This is a genomic window from Staphylococcus schweitzeri, assembly GCF_002902405.1.
Taxonomy (GTDB): Bacteria; Bacillota; Bacilli; order Staphylococcales; family Staphylococcaceae; genus Staphylococcus; species Staphylococcus schweitzeri.
The window spans coordinates 94,061-114,683 of the sequence record NZ_PPQS01000042.1; the positions used below are offsets into that span (position 1 = coordinate 94,061).

General features: G+C 34.2%; 17 protein-coding genes and 1 pseudogene. 14 read left to right on the plus strand and 4 right to left on the minus strand.

All coding sequences use genetic code 11. From position 1 onward, the window contains the following. The first annotated feature begins 1 nt into the window (after position 1). The 11 genes from CD116_RS09730 (at position 2) to nreC (ending at position 13,479) form a co-directional block, all read left to right on the plus strand. Positions 2–733 (plus strand): sirohydrochlorin chelatase, encoded by a 732-nt coding sequence (locus CD116_RS09730; protein WP_047549853.1) that lies wholly within the window; start codon positions 2–4, stop codon positions 731–733. A 63-nt stretch (positions 734–796) separates the two neighbouring features. Beyond that, entirely contained in the window at positions 797–3,202 is a 2,406-nt protein-coding gene (gene nirB, locus CD116_RS09735; protein WP_047549850.1) for a nitrite reductase large subunit NirB, read from the plus strand. Between the two features lie 3 nt (positions 3,203–3,205). After that, entirely contained in the window at positions 3,206–3,520 is a 315-nt protein-coding gene (gene nirD / locus CD116_RS09740) for a nitrite reductase small subunit NirD (protein ID WP_000448227.1), read from the plus strand. Beyond that, positions 3,511–4,488, plus strand: coding sequence for a uroporphyrinogen-III C-methyltransferase (gene cobA / locus CD116_RS09745; RefSeq protein ID WP_047549847.1), 978 nt, complete (start codon positions 3,511–3,513; stop codon positions 4,486–4,488). The genes nirD and cobA overlap by 10 nt, the downstream gene beginning before the upstream one ends. A gap of 309 nt (positions 4,489–4,797) precedes the next feature. Then, the gene (locus CD116_RS09750) at positions 4,798–8,487 is read left to right on the plus strand and encodes a nitrate reductase subunit alpha (protein WP_047549844.1); all 3,690 of its coding nucleotides are present in this window, start codon (positions 4,798–4,800) and stop codon (positions 8,485–8,487) included. Then, positions 8,477–10,036, plus strand: coding sequence for a nitrate reductase subunit beta (gene narH / locus CD116_RS09755; RefSeq protein WP_047425826.1), 1,560 nt, complete (start codon positions 8,477–8,479; stop codon positions 10,034–10,036). The genes CD116_RS09750 and narH overlap by 11 nt, the downstream gene beginning before the upstream one ends. Then, a complete protein-coding gene (gene narJ / locus CD116_RS09760; protein ID WP_047549841.1) occupies positions 10,029–10,604 on the plus strand; it encodes a nitrate reductase molybdenum cofactor assembly chaperone in 576 nt (191 codons plus the stop codon). The genes narH and narJ overlap by 8 nt, the downstream gene beginning before the upstream one ends. After that, entirely contained in the window at positions 10,597–11,274 is a 678-nt protein-coding gene (gene narI / locus CD116_RS09765) for a respiratory nitrate reductase subunit gamma (protein WP_047549838.1), read from the plus strand. Before narJ ends, narI begins: the two co-directional genes overlap by 8 nt. 19 nt (positions 11,275–11,293) lie before the next feature. Then, positions 11,294–11,746: a nitrate respiration regulation accessory nitrate sensor NreA gene (gene nreA / locus CD116_RS09770; RefSeq protein WP_047529902.1), complete on the plus strand. Its 453-nt coding sequence runs from the start codon at positions 11,294–11,296 to the stop codon at positions 11,744–11,746. Positions 11,747–11,768: 22 nt separating this feature from the next. Beyond that, complete coding sequence (gene nreB, locus CD116_RS09775) at positions 11,769–12,803, plus strand: nitrate respiration regulation sensor histidine kinase NreB (protein ID WP_047425833.1); 1,035 nt, start codon at positions 11,769–11,771, stop codon at positions 12,801–12,803. Between the two features lie 22 nt (positions 12,804–12,825). Then, positions 12,826–13,479 (plus strand): nitrate respiration regulation response regulator NreC, encoded by a 654-nt coding sequence (nreC, locus tag CD116_RS09780; protein WP_047529904.1) that lies wholly within the window; start codon positions 12,826–12,828, stop codon positions 13,477–13,479. 260 nt (positions 13,480–13,739) lie between these two features. Here nreC and CD116_RS09785 read toward each other — a convergent pair. Together CD116_RS09785 and CD116_RS09790 are read right to left on the minus strand one after the other, a co-directional pair. Beyond that, a pseudogene (locus CD116_RS09785) lies at positions 13,740–14,481 on the minus strand (MerR family transcriptional regulator). Beyond that, positions 14,460–15,374 (minus strand): DUF2268 domain-containing putative Zn-dependent protease, encoded by a 915-nt coding sequence (locus tag CD116_RS09790; protein WP_047529907.1) that lies wholly within the window; start codon positions 15,372–15,374, stop codon positions 14,460–14,462. Before CD116_RS09790 ends, CD116_RS09785 begins: the two are co-directional and overlap by 22 nt. 358 nt (positions 15,375–15,732) lie before the next feature. Between CD116_RS09790 and CD116_RS09795 the strand changes: the two genes are divergently transcribed. Further along, the gene (locus CD116_RS09795; protein WP_047529910.1) at positions 15,733–16,905 is read left to right on the plus strand and encodes a nitrate/nitrite transporter; all 1,173 of its coding nucleotides are present in this window, start codon (positions 15,733–15,735) and stop codon (positions 16,903–16,905) included. Positions 16,906–16,994: 89 nt separating this feature from the next. Here the strand turns inward: CD116_RS09795 and CD116_RS09800 are convergent, their stop codons facing one another. Together CD116_RS09800 and CD116_RS09805 are read right to left on the minus strand one after the other, a co-directional pair. After that, positions 16,995–17,432, minus strand: a complete 438-nt coding sequence (locus CD116_RS09800) for an Hsp20 family protein (protein ID WP_051973837.1) — start codon at positions 17,430–17,432, stop codon at positions 16,995–16,997. 216 nt (positions 17,433–17,648) lie between these two features. Then, a complete protein-coding gene (locus tag CD116_RS09805; RefSeq protein ID WP_047425845.1) occupies positions 17,649–18,095 on the minus strand; it encodes a MarR family winged helix-turn-helix transcriptional regulator in 447 nt (148 codons plus the stop codon). A 397-nt stretch (positions 18,096–18,492) separates the two neighbouring features. Here CD116_RS09805 and CD116_RS09810 point away from each other — a divergent pair, with 397 nt between their 5' ends. Both CD116_RS09810 and CD116_RS09815 read left to right on the plus strand, forming a co-directional pair. Then, entirely contained in the window at positions 18,493–18,858 is a 366-nt protein-coding gene (locus CD116_RS09810; protein ID WP_047529915.1) for a DUF3139 domain-containing protein, read from the plus strand. 184 nt (positions 18,859–19,042) lie between these two features. After that, complete coding sequence (locus tag CD116_RS09815; protein WP_047425849.1) at positions 19,043–20,320, plus strand: cation:dicarboxylate symporter family transporter; 1,278 nt, start codon at positions 19,043–19,045, stop codon at positions 20,318–20,320. Positions 20,321–20,623: the final 303 nt, after the last annotated feature.

Here is a 20,623-nt window from a genome sequence, read left to right on the forward strand (position 1 = left end):
CGTGAATGGGAATATCATTGTTGCACATGGCATGAGGCGCGGGCGACAGAATCAAGCATTAGAAGCATTTATTTCTGAATTAGTAAAAGATGATATACATCACTATGATATTGCATTTTTAGAAAGTGAGCATCAGGATTTAGCAAAAGTAATGATGACGTTGATTCAAAATGGGGTTGTACATTTTAAAATAGTACCATTGCTTATCTTTAGTGCGATGCACTACCTCAAAGATATACCAAATATCGTTCATGAAATGAAGCAAATGTATCCAGGCATAACGGTGGAAGTTAGCGAACCACTTGGTACACACCCTTTAATGACAGAAATTATCATGCAACGTATTGAAGACGCGCTAGGAGATGAAGAACAACACGTAGGTATTGTCGTTGTTGCACATGGCAATATTAGTGGCAAGTTTACAAAAGCACATGACGAATTACAAGCCTGTGTCCAAACGTTGCAGCTTAATCACCCAACTTATGCGAGAACGCTCTATGGTTCAATTAGTTTTATGCATGATTTAAAGGATATTGCTAGACAATATCGAAAATTGATTGTCGTACCTTTGTTTTTATATGACGGGCGACTTGTCAATAAAGTAAGGCAGCAAATTAATGACATGACTATTAGCGCAGATATACACATGACACCTTCAATTAACTTTGATCCAATTTTAAAGCGAATAATTAAAGATAGATTAGAAAACTTAATAACTCCAATAAAAATATAAAAGCACAAACGAGACATTAAAACCTTTTTGAAATAAATATTATGTAGTAAAGGGGCATATTTTATGGTAAAGCAAAAACTAGTAATGATTGGTAACGGTATGGCGGGCATTCGAACAATCGAAGAAATATTAGAGCGTGCCAACGATTTATATGATATTACAGTAATTGGTAAAGAACCTTATCCTAACTATAATCGCATCATGCTTTCAAATATTTTACAAAATAAAATGACTGTTGAAGAGACAATTATGAATCCTTATGAGTGGTATGAGGAACACGATATTAAGTTAATTACAAATGACCCCGTAGTAGAAGTGGATAGAGAGAATCAATCAGTAACTACTGCTAATGGTATTGAAGTAGTATACGATAAGTTGATTTTTGCGACAGGATCTAAGGCATTTGTCATTCCTGTTCCAGGTTCGACATTACCAAGTGTTATCGGTTGGAGAACTATTGATGATACTGAAAAAATGATGGATATTGCTAAAACGAAAAAGAAAGCGATAGTAATAGGTGGGGGCTTATTAGGTTTAGAATGTGCGCGTGGTTTATTAGATCAAGGTATGGAAGTGACAGTATTACATTTAGCTGAGTGGTTGATGGAAGTGCAGTTAGACCGTAAAGCTGGTAACATGCTTAAAGCTGATTTAGAAAAACAAGGTATGAAGTTTGAAATGCAAGCGAATACGACTGAAATCTTAGGTGAAGATGATGTTGAAGGTGTTAAATTAGCTGATGGACGCGAGATTCCTGCAGACTTAGTTGTTATGGCAGTCGGTATTAGACCGTATACAGAAGTAGCCAAAACAGCAGGTTTAGACGTTAATCGAGGTATTGTTGTCAATGATGTGATGCAAACAAGTGACAATCATATATTTGCTGTCGGTGAATGTGCAGAACATAATGGCAAAGTTTATGGACTAGTTGCGCCATTGTATGAACAAGGTAAAGTATTGGCAGATCATTTAACGAATAAAGAAACGAATGGCTACAAAGGATCAACTACATTTACATCATTAAAAGTTTCTGGTTGTGACTTGTATAGTGCTGGTCAAATTGTTGAAAATGCCGGAATTAAAGGGATTGAAATATTTAATAGTGTTGATAATAATTATAAAAAAGTATTTTTAAAAGATGGCAATGTAGTCGGTGCAGTGTTATATGGTGACATTGATGATGGCTCTCGCTTTTATAACATGATGAAAAAAAGCGAATCGATAGAAGATTATACACTCGTATCGTTACTCACTAAAGGCGGTGAAGAGGCAACAACATCAATTGCGGATATGGCAGATGATGAAACGATTTGTGGTTGTAACGGTGTTGATAAAGGGACAATTGTAAAAGCTATTACCGAAAATGGATTTACAACAGTGGAAGAAATTACAGCTAAAACGAAAGCTGGTAATTCATGTGGTAAATGCAAACCACAAATTGGGCAAATTTTACAACATACACTTGGTGATGATTTTGTTGCTGCAAAACCAGCTGGTATATGTGGTTGCACTGATTTGACACGTGATCAAATCGTAACACAAATACGAGCGAAAGGCTTAAAAACATCTAAAGAAGTTCGACATGTTTTAAACTTTAAAAATAAAGGTGGATGTCCAAAATGTCGACCTGCGATTAACTATTATTTAAATATGGTTTATCCGCATGATCATGAGGATGAAAAAGAATCAAGATTTGCAAATGAACGTTATCATGCGAATATTCAAAATGATGGCACCTTTTCTGTTATACCTCAAATGCGTGGTGGTGTTACAGATGCAGATCAACTTATTCGTCTTGGAGAAGTAGCTAAAAAATATAACGTACCATTGGTTAAAGTAACTGGTTCACAACGTGTTGGATTATATGGATTGAAAAAAGAAGAATTGCCTCTTGTATGGGATGATTTAGGTATGCGCTCGGCATCAGCTTATGGTAAGAAAACACGTTCCGTGAAAAGTTGTGTCGGCAAAGAGTTTTGTCGATTTGGTACACAATATACGACACGACTTGGTATTCGTTTAGAAAAAACATTTGAATACATTGACACTCCTCATAAGTTTAAAATGGGTGTGTCAGGTTGCCCAAGAAGTTGTGTAGAATCCGGTGTGAAAGATTTTGGTATTATCTCTGTTGAAAATGGATTCCAAATTTATATCGGTGGCAATGGTGGTACAGAAGTTGAAAAGGGAGAATTTTTAACAACAGTAGAAACTGAAGACGAAGTAATTAAATTATGTGGTGCTTTAATGCAATATTATAGAGAAACAGGCATTTATGCTGAAAGAACAGCACCTTGGTTAAGAAGATTAGGTTTTGAAAATGTCAAAGAAGTGTTGCTTGATCCGGAAAGACAAAACGAATTATTTGAACGTATTATGGATGCTAAAAAAGCGGTCGAAGCAGAACCATGGGAAGCAATAACTAGCAATGCTCAAGCACGAAAAATCTTTGAAGTGGAGAAGGTGTAATACATGGAAACAAAAGAGAAAATTAAAGTCACAACCTTAGACGAATTGACACCCTTAATTGGTAAAAAGGTTATTGTTAAAGGTAAAGAAATAGGATTGTTCTTAACGGAAAGTGGTACAATTCATGCGATTCATAACATTTGTCCGCATAAACAAGGCCCATTATCTGAGGGGACAGTTAGTGGTGAGTATGTATTCTGTCCACTTCATGATCAAAAGATTGATTTAAATACAGGTATTGTCCAAGAACCTGATGAAGGTTGTGTAGATGTATATGAAGTAGAAGTTACAGATGGGAACGTATATATATGTCTGTAGATGGTTATGGTAAGGTTTACTTGATAGGTGCGGGCCCAGGTAACCCTAACTATTTGACTAAAAAAGCAGAGCGTTTACTACGCGAAGCGGATGTCATTTTATATGATCGATTAGTGAATCCGTTAATCTTACAATATGCGAAACCAACAACTGAGATTATAGATGTTGGGAAAAAGCCGTATGCAAAACATATTCAGCAAGAAAAAATAAATGACTGTATCGTGGAAGCAGCGCGTCGTTATAACAAGGTTGTTAGACTTAAAGGTGGCGATCCAGCGATATTTGGGCGAGTTCAAGAAGAAGTTGATACGCTAAACAAGTTTAATATTGCATTTGAAATTGTACCTGGTGTGACATCTGCGAGTGCTGCAGTTGCTACTATGCAAACAGGATTGACAATGCGTGCTGTTGCTAAAAGCGTTACATTTTCGACAGGACACTTTAAAGATTCAGAAGAAAATGAAGTAGATGTCAACGCTTTAGTAAATGGGGGTACATTGGCAATATATATGGGTGTCAAGCGTTTAGGAAAAATTATCGCACAGATACAACAGTATACAGATATTGATTATCCAATTGCTATCGTGTTTCAAGCATCATGCTTTAATGAATTTGTTGTTAGGGGACGTTTAAGTAATATCCTAAAGAAATTACAACATTATTCAATTGATGCAAAGCCAGGGATATGTATTGTTGGAGATGTTGTTGGTTATACAAAAAATGCCCATGCAACATCTAATTCTACGCAGCAGTTTTACGTTGTAAGTGGTTCTAAACATGACGCGCTCATGCTTTGTGAAGATTTATATGAAAAAGGTTATGGATGCATAGTCAATCCATCTGACATGTCAAATGGTCCATATCATCCATCACAACATGCTTACTATGATGCATTTATCAAACAACAAGAAAATGTAGCATATATTTCAGCTGATTGTGAGCACACTATTACAGAATTAATGCATTAATAACATTCATCATAAATGTATAGATAAGGTTTTAACCGAGTAAAGATATTCGTGTTGAAGCCTTATTTGTCGTTGCATTAAAATGGATGATTTCGTCTTTGCAATGACTCATAGTTGATTCAATTGTGTCGCTTTTTAGTGAATTACCGTAATTGATAGGGAAAATCCTTGAGTAATTAGGTGATTCCCTAATATTTTACGTTTGTGAAAAAATGTACAATCTAATTAAAGCAATAGTCTTGGGCATTTTATAGTAATTAAAAACACGACATCTACACATCGTATTGTTATACGTAGGAGGATATAAATATGGGAAAATTTGGATTGAATTTCTTTAAGCCAACAGAAAAATTTAATGGGAATTGGTCAGTCCTTGAAAGCAAAAGTAGAGAATGGGAAAAAATGTATAGAGAACGCTGGAGTCATGATAAGGAAGTTAGAACAACACATGGCGTTAACTGCACAGGATCATGTTCTTGGAAAGTCTTTGTGAAAAACGGTGTCATTACTTGGGAAAATCAACAAACTGACTATCCAAGTTGTGGACCGGATATGCCTGAATACGAGCCAAGAGGCTGTCCTCGTGGTGCATCATTCTCTTGGTATGAATATAGTCCACTTCGAATCAAGTATCCATATATACGAGGGAAACTTTGGGATTTATGGACTGAAGCATTAGAAGAAAACAATGGTAATCGTGTCGCTGCATGGGCTTCTATTGTAGAAAATGAAGATAAAGCGAAACAGTATAAGCAAGCGCGTGGTATGGGTGGACATGTGCGTTCAAATTGGAAAGATGTTACGGATATTATCGCAGCACAATTACTGTATACAATAAAAAAATATGGGCCTGATAGAATCGCAGGATTTACACCAATCCCAGCGATGTCAATGATTAGTTATGCAGCAGGTGCCCGATTCATCAATTTACTTGGTGGTGAAATGCTTAGTTTTTATGACTGGTATGCAGATTTACCACCGGCATCTCCACAAATTTGGGGAGAACAAACAGATGTACCTGAATCAAGTGACTGGTATAACGCATCATATATTATTATGTGGGGCTCTAATGTGCCTTTAACACGTACACCGGATGCACATTTTATGACAGAAGTCCGCTATAAAGGAACAAAAGTTATTTCGGTAGCACCTGATTACGCTGAAAATGTGAAATTTGCTGACAATTGGTTAGCACCAAACCCTGGTTCGGATGCGGCAATCGCACAAGCAATGACTCATGTTATTTTACAAGAATATTATGTTAATCAACCTAATGAACGTTTTATAAATTATGCCAAACAATATACAGATATACCATTTATCATTATGTTAGATGAAGATGAAAATGGATATAAAGCGGGGCGCTTTTTAAGAGCAAGCGACTTAGGACAAACGACAGAACAAGGTGAGTGGAAACCGGTTATCCACGACACGATTAGTAACAATCTAGTCGTACCTAATGGCACAATGGGGCAACGTTGGGAAGAAGGTAAGAAGTGGAACTTAACACTAGAAACAGAAGATGGTTCTAAAATTAATCCTACATTATCAATGACAGAAGGTGGCTACGAACTACAAACAATTCAATTCCCTTACTTTGATAGTGCTGGTGATGGCATATTTAAACGTCCAATTCCAACTCGACAAGTCACTTTAGCAAATGGTAATAAAGTTCGAATTACGACAATTTTTGACTTAATGGCGAGTCAGTACGGCGTTCGCCGCTTTAATCATGAATTAGAATCTAAAGGTTATGACGATGCAGAATCAAAATATACACCTGCTTGGCAAGAAGCAATTTCAGGCGTAAAACAAAGTGTCGTCGTTCAAGTAGCTAAAGAATTTGCGCAAAATGCTATCGATACTGAAGGGCGTTCAATGATTATCATGGGCGCAGGTATTAACCATTGGTTTAATTCAGATACTATTTATCGATCAATCTTAAACTTAGTTATGTTATGTGGCTGTCAAGGTGTGAATGGTGGTGGTTGGGCTCACTATGTAGGGCAAGAAAAATGTCGCCCAATAGAAGGATGGAGTACTGTTGCGTTTGCGAAAGACTGGCAAGGACCACCACGTTTACAAAATGGAACAAGTTGGTTCTACTTTGCGACAGACCAATGGAAATATGAAGAGTCTAATGTAGATCGTTTAAAATCTCCATTAGCTAAAACAGAGGAGTTAAAACATCAGCATCCAGCTGACTACAACGTGTTAGCAGCTCGACTTGGCTGGTTACCATCATATCCACAATTTAATAAAAACAGCTTATTGTTTGCGGAAGAAGCCAAAGATGAAGGCATAGATTCAAACGAGGCAATTTTACAACGTGCTATTGATGAAGTGAAATCAAAGCAAACGCAATTTGCAATAGAAGATCCTGATTTGAAAAAGAACCATCCGAAATCATTATTTATATGGCGTTCAAACTTAATTTCAAGTTCTGCAAAAGGTCAAGAATACTTTATGAAGCATTTACTTGGCACAAAATCTGGTTTATTAGCTACACCAAATGAAGATGATAAACCAGAAGAAATCACATGGCGTGAAGAAACAACAGGTAAGTTAGATTTAGTGGTCTCTCTAGACTTCAGAATGACAGCAACACCTTTATATTCTGACATTGTATTGCCGGCAGCGACTTGGTATGAAAAGCATGATTTGTCATCTACAGACATGCACCCATATGTACACCCATTCAATCCAGCGATTGATCCATTATGGGAATCACGTTCAGACTGGGATATTTATAAAACGTTAGCAAAAGCATTTTCAGAAATGGCAAAAGACTATTTGCCTGGAACGTTTAAAGATGTAGTGACAACACCACTTAGTCATGATACAAAACAAGAAATTTCAACACCATATGGCGTAGTGAAAGATTGGTCTAAAGGTGAAATCGAAGCGGTACCAGGCCGTACAATGCCTAACTTCGCAATCGTAGAACGTGACTACACTAAAATTTATGATAAGTATGTCACGCTTGGTCCTGTACTTGAAAAAGGAAAAGTTGGAGCACATGGTGTAAGTTTCGGTGTAAGTGAACAATATGAAGAATTAAAAAGTATGTTAGGTACGTGGAGTGATACAAATGATGATTCTGTGAGAACGAATCGTCCACGCATTGATACAGCACGTAATGTAGCTGATGCGATATTAAATATTTCATCTGCCACGAATGGGAAGTTATCACAAAAATCATATGAAGATCTTGAAGAACAAACTGGCATGCCATTAAAAGATATTTCTAGTGAGCGTGCTGCTGAAAAAATTTCATTTTTGAATATAACTTCACAACCACGTGAAGTGATACCAACAGCAGTATTTCCAGGATCTAATAAGCAAGGTCGACGTTACTCTCCATTTACAACTAATATAGAACGTCTAGTGCCTTTTAGAACGTTAACTGGTCGTCAAAGTTATTATGTTGATCACGAAGTTTTCCAACAGTTTGGCGAAAGCTTACCAGTATACAAACCAACATTACCGCCAATGGTATTTGGTAATAGAGATAAGAAAATTAAAGGTGGCACAGATGCTTTAGTACTACGTTACTTAACGCCACATGGTAAATGGAATATACACTCAATGTATCAAGATAATAAGCATATGTTGACATTATTTAGAGGTGGGCCAACCGTTTGGATATCAAATGAAGATGCTGAAAAACATGATATTCAAGATAATGATTGGCTAGAAGTTTATAACCGTAATGGCGTCGTAACTGCAAGAGCAGTTATTTCACACCGCATGCCTAAAGGCACAATGTTTATGTATCATGCGCAAGATAAACATATTCAAACGCCTGGATCAGAAATTACAGATACACGTGGAGGCTCACACAACGCGCCGACTAGAATTCATTTGAAACCAACGCAACTAGTCGGGGGATACGCACAAATTAGTTATCATTTTAACTATTATGGACCAATTGGGAACCAAAGGGATTTATATGTAGCAGTTAGAAAGATGAAGGAGGTTAATTGGCTTGAAGATTAAAGCGCAAGTTGCGATGGTATTGAATTTAGATAAATGCATAGGATGCCATACGTGTAGTGTGACATGTAAGAACACTTGGACGAATCGTCCAGGCGCTGAGTACATGTGGTTTAACAACGTAGAGACTAAGCCAGGTGTAGGGTATCCGAAACGTTGGGAAGACCAAGAACATTACAAAGGTGGATGGGTACTAAATCGTAAAGGGAAACTGGAATTAAAATCTGGAAGTAGAATTTCAAAGATTGCATTAGGTAAAATTTTCTATAACCCAGATATGCCATTAATTAAAGATTATTATGAACCATGGAATTATAATTATGAACATTTAACAACAGCGAAATCAGGGAATCATTCGCCTGTTGCTAGAGCATATTCAGAAATTACAGGGGATAACATTGAAATTGAATGGGGGCCTAACTGGGAAGATGACCTAGCAGGCGGTCATGTTACAGGTCCAAAAGATCCTAATATTCAAAAAATCGAAGAAGATATTAAATTCCAATTTGATGAAACATTTATGATGTATTTACCGCGTTTATGTGAACATTGCTTGAATCCAAGTTGTGTTGCATCATGTCCTTCAGGTGCAATGTATAAACGTGATGAAGATGGCATTGTGTTAGTTGACCAAGACGCATGTCGTGGCTGGCGTTACTGTATGACAGGTTGCCCATATAAAAAAGTTTACTTCAACTGGAAAACGAATAAAGCTGAAAAGTGTACTTTCTGTTTCCCGAGAATTGAAGCAGGGATGCCGACGGTGTGTTCCGAAACATGTACGGGACGCATGCGCTATTTAGGTGTTTTACTATACGATGCGGATAGAGTACATGAGGCAGCATCTGCTGTAGATGAGAAAGATTTATATGAAAAGCAATTAGACATATTTTTAAATCCATTCGATGAAGAAGTGATTGCTCAAGCTGAAAAAGATGGTATTGGTTACGATTGGATAGAAGCTGCACAAAATTCACCAATTTATAAGTTAGCAATTGAATATAAACTAGCATTTCCATTACATCCTGAATTTAGAACGATGCCGATGGTTTGGTATTGTCCACCACTTAGCCCTATAATGAGCTATTTCGAAGGGAAAAATACAAATCAAAATCCTGATGCTATTTTCCCAGCAATAGAAGAAATGCGTTTACCAATTGAGTATTTAGCGAATATTTTCACTGCTGGAGATACAGAACCAGTAAAAGAAGCATTGCAACGAATGGCAATGATGAGAAGTTATATGCGATCTCAAGTTACACAACAACCATTTGATACATCGCGTTTAGAACGATTAGGTTTAACTGAACGTCAAACTGAAGATATGTATCGTTTATTAGGACTAGCCAAATATGAAGATCGTTTTGTTATTCCAACATCGCATAAAGAAACTTATCTAGATACGTATCATGCACAAGGTAGTACGGGATATAACTACGGTGGCGAACACTTTGGAGATAACTGTGAAGGTTGTGGTGTTGCAGTAGGTTCAGGAAAAACTGGTCAAGAAATTTATAATGAGAATTTCTATGGAGGGATCTTCCGTGATTAATTTCGATAATTTTAAAAAATATCAAGAAAGTTTTGGATATATGGCACAACAGTTATGTTTTCCAGAAAAGTTAACTTTTCATCCAAAAACTTTTGAAGAAACAATTACGAAAGACCATCCAGCATACGAAGATTTATTAGCGTATAGAAATGTAATGCTGACATTTTCATTATCAGAAATCAAAGCGATTTATACAGATACATTTGATTTTACGAAAAAAGCACCATTATATATGACATATAACAAATTTGATACGCAAAAAGAACGTGGGCAAATGTTAGCTAAATTAAAGGTATTATATGAAATGTTTGGATTAGAAATGGTAGACAATGAACTTTCTGATTATCTACCGTTGATGTTGCAATTTTTACAAGTAGCAGAATGGCGAAATGATCCAAGGGCTGAAGAAAATATACAATTGATTATTATGATTATTGAAGATGGCACGTATGTTATGGCGAATGCACTTGGCGAAGATAACAATCCATATGCTTATGTGATTCAAGCGCTAAGAAAAACATTAAAACTATGTTTGACATCACCAAAAGGAGTGAAACATCATGCTTAATCAATTTTTGTGGGTTATATTTCCATACCTATGCTTAGTTGTTTTTGTCGCAGGTCACATTGCACGCTATCGTTATGACAAATTTTCATGGACAGCTAAATCTAGTGAATTAATAGAAAGAAAAAGATTGATGTGGGGAAGTTTGCTATTTCACTTAGGTATTATTCCAGTGTTTTTTGGACACGTAGTTGGATTGTTAATACCGAAATCATGGATGGATGCAGTGGGTGTGTCTGAGCATTTATATCATATAGGAGCTGTTTATATAGGGAGTATCTTTGGTATAATTACATTGTTAGGTATGTTTTTATTAACAGCGAGACGTGTAACTACAAAAAGCATTCGAAGATTAAGTTCAGCGTCTGATATATTTGTTAATTTCCTATTATTACTTATTGTATTTATGGGATGTTATGCAACATTAGTAACAAACGTGCAGCATCCAGATTTTAATTACAGAACTTCATTGTCAATTTGGTTTAGACAATTATTCATATTAAAACCGGATGCGTCATTGATGAGTGGTGTACCAATTGCATTTAAAATTCATATATTGTTAGGTTTCACTATTATGGCTTGTTGGCCATTCACACGTTTGGTACATGTTTGGAGTGTACCTTTGACATATATAAATCGCAGATATATTATTTACCGTAAGAATAAAGTGTAAGTATAAGAGGTGAAAGGATTTGACACCAGAAGCAATTATTGAAGATCGTAGATTTCAAGAGACATTAGATAAAATACGCAAAGAAGAAGGTTATGATTTTGCGGCAATCGCTTTCTATGAATCTAATAAACCATCATCTCCAATAAAATGGCACTATGTTTCAGGTAATAAAAATAATCGCTTTAAATTGATTATTTTAAGAAAAGGCCGTGGATTAGCTGGAACTGTTATGAAAACAGGAAAGCGTATGGTAATAGCCAATGTCGGTTTAGCATTAGGACCGGAAGAAAAGATTGACTATCCAATTTTATTGAGCGAATCATTAACAGCAGTTTTAGCTGTGCCGCTTTGGTATAAGAATCAAGTGTATGGTGTGCTATTATTTGGACAAAGAGACGGGCGTCCTTTACCAAAAATATTTGATAACGATGATATTCAACATAAGTTTGGTATTTTCAATGATGACAAATAATGAAATGAATTAGGGTGTAGGCATGATTAATGAGGACAGTGTACAATTAGAAGCTTTATTAAAACAATACTATGAACATTCAATCGAAAAGATAGTCTTTGCTGATAATAGCGGTAAAATTATTGCGATGAATGATGCGGCTAAAGATATTTTATCTGAAGAAGATAATTATAGTGCTGTGGCGAATGCGATTTGTCATAGATGTGAAGGATATACCAATGCTTATGATGTACAATCATGTAGAGATTGCTTTTTAGAGTCAATGCAAGTACAAGCTACGAATTTTCAAGTGTTTATGAAGACGAAAGACCAAAAAGTTATGCCATTTACTGCAACTTATCAGCTGATTGATCAAGATAGAGGGATTCATGCATTTACGCTTCAAAATGTTTCATCACAAATTGAACAACAAGAAAAGTTACATCAACAACGTATGATGCGTAAAACAATATCAGCACAAGAAAATGAACGAAAGAGAATTTCTAGAGAATTGCACGATAGTGTTATTCAAGAAATGCTTAATGTAGATGTTCAATTGCGATTATTGAAATATCAAGAAGATAAAGTAAAGCTGTTGGAAGATGCAGAAAACATCGAGTACATTGTTGCTAAGTTAATTGATGATATTAGAAATATGTCGGTTGAATTAAGACCAGCTTCTTTGGATGATTTAGGTCTTGAGGCAGCTTTTAAATCATATTTTAAGCAGTTTGAAGAAAATTATGGGATTAAAATCATCTATACGTCTAATATAAAAAATATGCGCTTTGATAGTGAAATTGAAACGGTTGTTTATCGTGTAGTACAAGAAGCCATTTTCAATGCATTAAAATATGCTGATGTGAATGAGATTAATGTAGGTATCCGTCAAACGGGACGTTATTTGATTGCGGAAGTGATAGATGCGGGAAATGGTTTTGATCCAAGTTCTAAGCCAAAAGGTTCTGGACTTGGTTTATATGGAATGAATGAGCGTGCCGAGTTAGTCAGTGGTAGCGTCAACATTGAAACGAAAATTGGTGAGGGCACTAACGTTACACTGAACATTCCAATTTGAAACATACATTGGGGGAATAAAATTGAAAATAGTCATTGCCGATGATCACGCTGTTGTCCGTACAGGGTTCTCTATGATTTTAAATTATCAAAATGATATGGAAGTAGTTGCAACGGCTGCAGATGGTGTCGAAGCTTACCAAAAAGTAATGGAATATAAACCTGATGTACTACTGATGGATTTAAGCATGCCACCAGGTGAATCAGGACTTATCGCTACAAGTAAAATTGCTGACAGTTTTCCTGAAACTAAAATACTAATATTAACAATGTTTGATGATGAAGAGTATCTGTTCCATGTGTTACGTAATGGTGCGAAAGGTTATATATTGAAAAATGCGCCAGATGAACAATTATTGTTAGCAATTCGAACTGTATATAAAGGCGAAACATATGTTGATATGAAACTCACAACATCTTTAGTAAATGAATTTGTATCTAATTCAAATCAAGATACGGCAAATTCATCAGATCCTTTTAAAATATTATCAAAACGTGAGCTTGAAATATTACCACTTATTGCCAAAGGATATGGAAATAAAGAAATTGCAGAGAAATTATTTGTATCTGTGAAAACAGTAGAAGCACACAAGACGCATATTATGACAAAACTTGGATTGAAAAGTAAACCTGAATTGGTTGAATATGCGTTAAAAAAGAAATTGTTAGAGTTTTAAAGTTTGAAAAGAAATTAGTATAGTATAAAAGCGCCGGATGAAATGATTATCTTCTGGCGCTTTTGTATGTTTCAAAACATATTTTTATAAATAGAATGGGATCTAATACTTTCTCCGTTATAGGTAAGCCATAGCAATTTGCATGACAAAGGTAAAACTTTAAATAGAGTCATTGATATAGAGAATAAATGTTTGATTGTCTATTTTGAACAAGCCATTTTAGTTTTCCTGTATTCTGTGTTGTAACATCTGTGTGATGTTTAAAAATTGACACTGTTATTCTGTTTTGCCCAAAAAATATTTAATAGATTGTGAAATGTATGATGCTAAATTTTGATTTTTATATGAATTAAAGTAATCTTTGAAACGCGTATCATCTTGATATGTTTTAGCAATACAGCACAATGTTTCATCATCAAAATCAGCGATAGTATTCATAAATGCCTTCCACTCAAATACCAGATCACCACAATCTTCGATAGGATAATGATTCAAAGACATTTGATTGAATTTATTGAAGATAGTTGTCAGTTTTTGTCTGATATCCTGTGATTGTAAGTTATCTTTTCGGTTAATAAATGATTGATATGCTTTCGTATGACCATACTTTATAGATGCTTCTTTATCATATTGTGATTGTAGTGTTTTGCTTAAAATATTGGTATCTAACAGAGAGTGTCCTTTAATAAATTCACCTACAGAGACTCTAATTAATTGTAAATCAGAAATTTTTTTATCTAACTTGATTAGTTGCTCTGAAAATAACTTGCGCAATTGTTCATTATCATATGAAATGCATTGCTTTATTTTAGAAATATCAAAATCAAAAGACTTGAGTATTAAAATTTTTTGCAATTTTTCTAAGTCTTGCTGATTATAAACGCGATAATTTTTATCATTTTTATCAGGAACTAATAATCCTACTTCATCGTAGTAATGTAAAGTTCTTTTAGTTACACCTGTAATTTCAATAATATCTTTTAAAGTGTATGTGTGTGCCAAAATTCAGTCACCTCATTTATTATTTTTTGTGCTGGAAGTGTTGTTGCAACTTCAATAGGAATGTTAGTTTTTTGTAAAAAGTATTTCACCAAGTGATAGCCACATGCATACCCAGCAGCATGAGATAAGCCAACGTTAGGCCTACCTTGAAGTTTATTAATTTCATCGCCATAGAGATAAGGCATTGATTCAAATATATGCTTTAAATGTAAATGGTTATAAATAGTATTTTTAATTTTTACGTTATCACGACTCCAATTAGTATTTGTTACCCACGGTCCTATATATGATTTACCATACAATGATTCTACATAGTTTTCAGCTAATCCTTCAGCAATAATCAATTCAATCAAGCTGCCACCATCCCAGTCAATATATTGATAGCGCATATTATGATTTACTTCATGTGCAATTAAGCTTTTTAAAGAATTATTTGTGTTTGTACTCGGTACTAAATAAATCATTATGTAACCTGGTATGCCACCATCACCACCGCAATTTTGATTTAGATACATAAGTGGTTTTTGGCTATCTCCAAGTAATACTGTGAAATGATAATTAGAAACTTGAGACGAGATATTATAATTTGAAAATTGATCTATAGCAACTTTTAAATATTTTTCGCAATTACTCCAGAAATCATTATTCAGGTATTGTATTAATATTTTGTCAGACATGCGTAAATCTTTGGGTGAAATTTGAAATGCATCTAAAAATTGAATTGCATTCATTGTCTGCGTGTCATCTTTATGAATAGGAATACGCTGTGCCTCAAATTTCTTTTTAAAAGGTACTAATATTTCTTTTATAAAAATTGATTCACGGTCATTTAATGGTGCCTTGAGTAGATTCTTATAGACAAAATCTGATCTAATAATATTGATTTTATACATGATAAGCCTCCTTATATTGTTAGCATAAGGGGTAACGTAACGTGATTTTCAAGTATAAAATGTAATTATTTGAAGTAAACGTGTGAATAGTCGCAAATAATAAGGTTGAAATGATGGCAAATAATTGTCTAAATCCATCTCAACGGGACATTGTATAGGGGAAATCACTTCATAAATAAGGGAATATCCTTATGTTCAGTTTTTCACAATCATAATAAAATATATATGTAGTCAATACTTTGTCTATATTGAATGTTTTCATATAAATGAATGCATTTTTAAATAACATTGACCTCTAACATATAGGCAGAGTATTGATATCTAAAAAAAATAAATGATTTTGGTGAAGGTGAAACGTATGTACAAGACAAAAGGTGGCTTTCAGCTTACATTACAAACATTAAGTTTAGTGGTTGGGTTTATGGCTTGGAGTATTATTGCTCCATTAATGCCTTTTATTAAACAGGATGTTAATGTTACTGAAGGACAAATATCAATCATTTTAGCGATACCAGTTATTTTGGGATCAGTGCTCCGTGTGCCATTTGGTTATTTAACAAATATTATTGGCGCTAAATGGGTATTCTTTACTAGTTTTATCGTATTGTTATTTCCAATATTTTTCTTAAGCCAAGCACAAACACCAGGTATGTTAATGGCGTCAGGATTTTTCTTGGGTGTAGGTGGCGCTATTTTCTCTGTTGGTGTTACATCAGTTCCTAAGTATTTCCCGAAAGAAAAAGTAGGATTGGCAAACGGTATTTATGGTATGGGGAACATCGGTACAGCAGTTTCTTCATTTTTAGCACCACCAATTGCAGGTATTATTGGTTGGCAAACAACTGTTAGAAGCTACTTAATTATTATCGCTTTATTTGCATTAATTATGTTCATTTTTGGTGATACGCAAGAACGCAAAATTAGAGTACCGTTAATGGCACAAATGAAAACATTATCTAAAAACTATAAATTATATTACTTAAGTTTATGGTATTTCATTACTTTTGGGGCTTTTGTAGCATTTGGTATTTTCTTACCTAACTATTTAGTAAATCATTTTGGGATTGATAAAGTAGACGCTGGTATTCGTTCAGGTGTATTTATTGCACTCGCAACATTCTTGAGACCAGTCGGTGGTATTTTGGGGGATAAATTTAATGCAGTAAAAGTATTAATGATTGATTTTGTTATTATGATTATCGGTGCCGTTATTTTAGGTATCTCAGACCATATTGCATTATTTACTGTAGGTTGTTTAACAATTAGTATCTGTGCAGGTATTGGTAATGGACTAATCTTTAAATTAGTACCATCATACTTCTCAAATGAAGCGGGATCTGCAAATGGTATTGTATCAATGATGGGTGGTTTAGGAGGATTCTTCCCGCCGTTGGTTATAACATATGTTGCTAATTTAACTGGCTCAAGTCATCTCGCATTTATTTTTCTAGCAATGTTTGGTGTCATCGCATTATTAACGATGCGTCATTTGTACCAGAAAGAATATGGCGCATTGAAAAAAATGAGTTAATAAAGCATTATTATAATTAAGATATTTAAAAAGCCTTAATCTTCATGTGCCTAAGTAGGAGCATGATATTAAGGCTTGGTTGTATTTAATTAAGAAATTGGAATTGTTGTTGATGACGACGTATCATGATTTGGTTGAATTTTAGGTAATGTCATTGTTAAAAGACCATTTTCAAAATTTGCTGTGATTTTATTTTTATCAATATTTTCAAAATCGAATTGACGATATAATTGGTTAGCTCTTCGCTCATCTAAAGTTAAGTTTTCATCTGGATGTTTTAAATGTTTGATAGCTTGGATTGTTAAAACATCATTATTGAAATCTATCTGGATATCTTCTTTATTGACACCTGCTAGTTCAGATTCTAAATAAATAACATTGTCTATGTCATATATATTTGTGGGGAACGTGGGTGAAGAGAAATAATTAAATACTTGTTTCCCTAAATCTTTAAATGTATCACTTGGATTATTATTAAAAATGTTTTGACTATCGAATTGATTGAAATTCATTATAATCACTTCCATCATTATATTTGTTGTATAAAGTCATTATATGAGTAGGAAATAAAAAGATAAAGTAAAAGGGGATAAATAATCTATATGTATAGGTATGTATAGGTAGGGAAATGCAATAAGAATCAGGGCAAGCGAAATAAGCATCGAAATTCACGTAACAATGTAAAAGATAATGAATAAAGATATTTATTCCTAATTCTGCCCTTTTCTTATGCAAAAGGGGTATTACTTTTTGTCGCAATTGTCGAAATTTTTAGAAACAAAATTACGCAAATTTTGGATTAATTCAGATGCTTCAGGACCTGAAATATTAAATTCTTTAAATACTTTAATTGAAATTTCTGTCAGTGGCTCTTTGATTTCTTTACCATGTTCTGTTAGTGAGATTTGAAGATTTCTTTCGTCTTTTTCCTCACGTGTGCGAACGACATAATCTTTCTTTTCTAGTTTCTTTAGTAATGGTGTCAATGTTCCAGAATCAAGGAAGACACGTTCACCTAATTTTTTGATGTTAAGTTTCTCATCATTTTCAATCGCCATTAAAACAATGTAACCTGTATAGGTTAAGTCATACTCTTTCAGATATGTTGTATATTTTTTGATTATTTCTTTTGAAGAAACGTAAAATAAAAAACATAGCTGTTTACTAAGATAACTGTTTTCTACATACATCCAATCACTCCTTGTTAAAATAAACAATATTATGAAGTGTAATAGTTGTCAAGTACTGATTTCATCGCAATCATCGAATTGTCTTAAATTGAATTTTAATGTTAAAAAATACAATTTTAAATAATAACCTAGTATTTTTATCGGTAATAGGCGGATTGGAAGTTTTTTACAATTGCCAAGAATGCAATTATATCAATCTTAATCGTTCAAAGTAGTCAATTATTTTAATTAATAGTAAAATGTGATTTGTTATTAAATTTAATAAAAGATGTGCATTTGAAATTCAAATTTTATCATTAAAATTGTGAATAAAAAAATTGTTACAATCTGGTAAAATCTCTTTATTAAATAAATTTATTCGTTCATACTGAACAGATAATCAAAAAGGAGTCGTATAATGAAGAAGAAAAGCAATGTCTTTAAAGTTGTCGTCATATTATTTATTTCATTAATTGTTGCTGTTGCATTCTTCTTTGGTCTTAAGACTTATCAAGGCCATAAGAATATTCAACTAATAGACAGTTATTTGGAAGAAAAACATTTGAAAGATAAAATTAAGTCTGAAGAGACACTTTATAGTGCTAAAAAAGGTCTATACTATAAAGAGGTTACTTTTAAAGATGAACCGGGGGTAACTTATATAGTTCAACCAATCAGTACATATAAAGGTTTATTTGTTGAGGGCTTTGATACTGAGACAAAGAAAAGCTTGAAAACTGCTAAGCATAAATATTTTAATCAAAATTACAAGCCTTCAGAGTAAAATCGAACATTTATATAGCACTAACGGTAAAATTTGTTGAGTTTTAATTGTTTGTATTATACAGTTTTGATATGAAAAATTGTCAATTTTGATATCTATAAAGTTTAAATAGTTTAAATTTTTATAGATAATTATCAATTATCTGATATAATTGAGTGATGTCAGATGAAGGGGAGTTTGTACTATGGCTCTATTCAAGAGAAAAATCAGCCTACCTATGCAAGTAGTTATTGCATTAGTGTTAGGTGTTGTCGTAGGACTTTTATTATATGGACAAGAAAATGTAGCGAATTACATTAAACCATTTGGCGATGTATTTTTAAATTTAATTAAAATGATCGTTATACCGGTTGTATTTTGCTCACTAGCGCTTTCAATTTCGAACGTCGGGGAATCGAAAACTGTAGGGCGTTATGGCTGGAAAACAATACTTTACTTTGAAATTATTACAACAATCGCAATAGGTTTAGGGATTATCTTCGGTAACCTGTTTAAACCAGGTGCTGGATTAGACCCAACTAAGTTACCTAAAGGTGATATTTCTAAATATCAATCAACTGCTCATGCAGCAGAACAATCTACATATGGTAATCATTTTATTGATACCATTGTACATATTATTCCAACAAACTTTTTTGAAGCTTTGAATAAAGGTGAATTGTTACCGATTATCTTCTTCGCAGTTTTCTTTGGACTAGCATTAGCTGCAGTAGGTAAAAAAGCAGAACCAGTTAAAGATTTCTTAAGTGGATCTTTAGAAGCTGTGTTCTGGATGATTAATAAAATTTTGAAATTAGCACCACTTGGTGTGTTCGCATTCATCTGTACTACAATTATTACATTTGGTGCATCAGCATTATTACCACTATTAAAATTAGTATTAGTAGTTGTCTTTGCGATGGTATTCTTCGTATTCGTTGTACTTGGGATAGTTGCATGGATGTGTCGTATTAATATTATGAGCATAATTAAGATTTTAAAAAGTGAATTGCTATTAGCTTTTTCAACATCAAGCTCAGAAGCTGTATTACCTATAATGATGAAGAAAATGGAAAATTTCGGTTCACCTAAAGACATTACATCTTTCGTTATACCAATTGGTTATACATTTAACTTAGATGGCTCTGCGTTGTATCAATCAATCGCAGCATTATTCGTTGCGCAAATGTATGGAATGCATTTAACATTGTCAGAACAAATTGTTTTGATGTTAACGTTAATGATTACATCTAAAGGTATGGCAGCAGTACCAGGTACATCGATTGTTGTATTACTTACAACATTAGGTGCAATGGGCTTGCCAGCACAAGGTTTAGCATTAATCATTGGTGTAGACCGTATATTAGATATGGTTCGTACATGCGTAAACGTTATTGGTAACGCATTATCAACAGTAGTTATTGCTAAATGGGAAAATGTATACGATAGAGAAAAAGGTCAAGAATATTTAAAATCAATTTAAAAAAATACTATCTGACATTTAAAGCCCCTTACAACCTGAGGTTGTTAGGGGCTTTTATGCATGGGCAAAGCGCAGGCGAACGATAAACGAAGCAACCTGAGGTTGTTAGGGGCTTTTATGCATGGGCAAAGCGCAGGCGAACGATAAACGAAGCAACCTGAGGTTGTTAGGGGCTTTTATGCATGGGCAAAGCGCATGCGAATGATAAACGAAGCAACCTGAGGTTGTTAGGGGCTTTTATGCATGCGTAAAGCGCAGGCGAACGATAAACGAAGCAACCTGAGGTTGTTAGGGGCTTTTATG

Bases quoted from the DNA above. Each gene is read 5' to 3' on its own strand.
- nirB (WP_047549850.1), top strand. From the start codon at position 797: ATGGTAAAGCAAAAACTAGTAATGATTGGTAACGGTATGGCGGGCATT.
- nirD (WP_000448227.1), top strand. From the start codon at position 3,206: ATGGAAACAAAAGAGAAAATTAAAGTCACAACCTTAGACGAATTGACA.
- cobA (WP_047549847.1), top strand. From the start codon at position 3,511: ATGTCTGTAGATGGTTATGGTAAGGTTTACTTGATAGGTGCGGGCCCA.
- CD116_RS09750 (WP_047549844.1), top strand. From the start codon at position 4,798: ATGGGAAAATTTGGATTGAATTTCTTTAAGCCAACAGAAAAATTTAAT.
- narI (WP_047549838.1), top strand. From the start codon at position 10,597: ATGCTTAATCAATTTTTGTGGGTTATATTTCCATACCTATGCTTAGTT.
- nreB (WP_047425833.1), top strand. From the start codon at position 11,769: ATGATTAATGAGGACAGTGTACAATTAGAAGCTTTATTAAAACAATAC.
- CD116_RS09790 (WP_047529907.1), bottom strand. From the start codon at position 15,374: ATGTATAAAATCAATATTATTAGATCAGATTTTGTCTATAAGAATCTA.
- CD116_RS09795 (WP_047529910.1), top strand. From the start codon at position 15,733: ATGTACAAGACAAAAGGTGGCTTTCAGCTTACATTACAAACATTAAGT.
- CD116_RS09800 (WP_051973837.1), bottom strand. From the start codon at position 17,432: ATGGAAGTGATTATAATGAATTTCAATCAATTCGATAGTCAAAACATT.
- CD116_RS09805 (WP_047425845.1), bottom strand. From the start codon at position 18,095: ATGTATGTAGAAAACAGTTATCTTAGTAAACAGCTATGTTTTTTATTT.
- CD116_RS09810 (WP_047529915.1), top strand. From the start codon at position 18,493: ATGAAGAAGAAAAGCAATGTCTTTAAAGTTGTCGTCATATTATTTATT.
- CD116_RS09815 (WP_047425849.1), top strand. From the start codon at position 19,043: ATGGCTCTATTCAAGAGAAAAATCAGCCTACCTATGCAAGTAGTTATT.